The sequence below is a fragment of the Faunimonas sp. B44 genome (assembly GCF_052655945.1).
Genome location: NZ_JBQYEX010000048.1, coordinates 1 through 915, shown reverse-complemented (window position 1 = coordinate 915; position 915 = coordinate 1). Strand labels below are relative to the sequence as shown.

At 64.4% G+C, this 915-nt stretch carries 3 protein-coding genes; all 3 read left to right on the top strand.

The annotated features are described in order from the left end of the window. On the top strand, positions 1 to 223 hold a 223-nt coding region (locus tag ACUN0C_RS20180; RefSeq protein ID WP_445468193.1), incomplete at its 5' end, for a hypothetical protein. After that, positions 213 to 476 carry a hypothetical protein gene (locus ACUN0C_RS20175; protein WP_445468192.1) on the top strand — a complete coding sequence of 88 codons (264 nt, stop codon included), beginning with the start codon at positions 213 to 215 and terminating at the stop codon, positions 474 to 476. The genes ACUN0C_RS20180 and ACUN0C_RS20175, both read left to right, overlap by 11 nt. After that, on the top strand, positions 469 to 915 hold a 447-nt coding region (locus ACUN0C_RS20170; RefSeq protein WP_445468191.1), incomplete at its 3' end, for an AAA family ATPase. The genes ACUN0C_RS20175 and ACUN0C_RS20170, both read left to right, overlap by 8 nt.

Here is a 915-nt window from a genome sequence, read left to right as displayed (position 1 = left end):
GCGCGTCGTGGCCGCCGGCATGGAGGAGTGGCTGACCACTCCGGGGCTCGAGACCGTCGAGATCAGCATGATCACCGAACTCAGGAAGGCGGCGGAGGAGAGCATCGACAAGTTCCACGTCGTGGCCACGGCGTTTCTCACCCACCTCGGCCCCTTCGTCGCCACCGCCGTGGCGAAGGCCCGGGTTCACGGACGCTGCAGGAGCTGGCCGAATGTCGACTGAGGACATGATCCACACCCTTCAAGCGATGGGCTACGTGGTCCTGGACCGGAAGCAGGTCCGGACCCTGAAGGGGCTCTCGACCATCAACCTGGAGCTTGAGGGACCGGCCTGGCTGCCCTGGGCGGCTGAGGAGGCCAAGCGCCGCATAGCCCAAGCGGTCACCGAGCACGTCCACATGAGCGAGCGGAAGTGCTCCGTCACCGGCGGGCACCAGTTCGTCGCCGAACTCACGGTGGTTGTCCCCAATGCTTAAAAGCCTTTCCTACTCCGTCACCTTCACCTCGACTGGCCGGACTATTTCTGGCGAGATCGATTTCCAGAAGGGCTTCGGCGCCATCACCGGCCCGAACGAGGCCGGCAAGTCCTTCGTTATCGAGATGATCCGCTACTGCCTGTTCGGCTCGGCTGCGCTCCGTGGCGAGCAGAGCGGCTACCAGAAGCTCCGCGCCGAGCTGGAATGGAGCCTAAAGGGCGAGGACTACAAGGTGGTCCGCAACACCAGCCCGAAGCTCTACCGTGGCGACGAGGTGATCGCTGTCGGCACCAAGCCGATCAACGTCAAGATCGCCGAGCTGTTCGGCTACGGCCTCACCGTGTTCGACACCGCCCATGTCGCCAACCAGGGCGACATCGAGAAGCTCGGCTCGATGAAGCCGGCCGAGCGCAAGCGGATGGTCGACAGCGTGATCGGT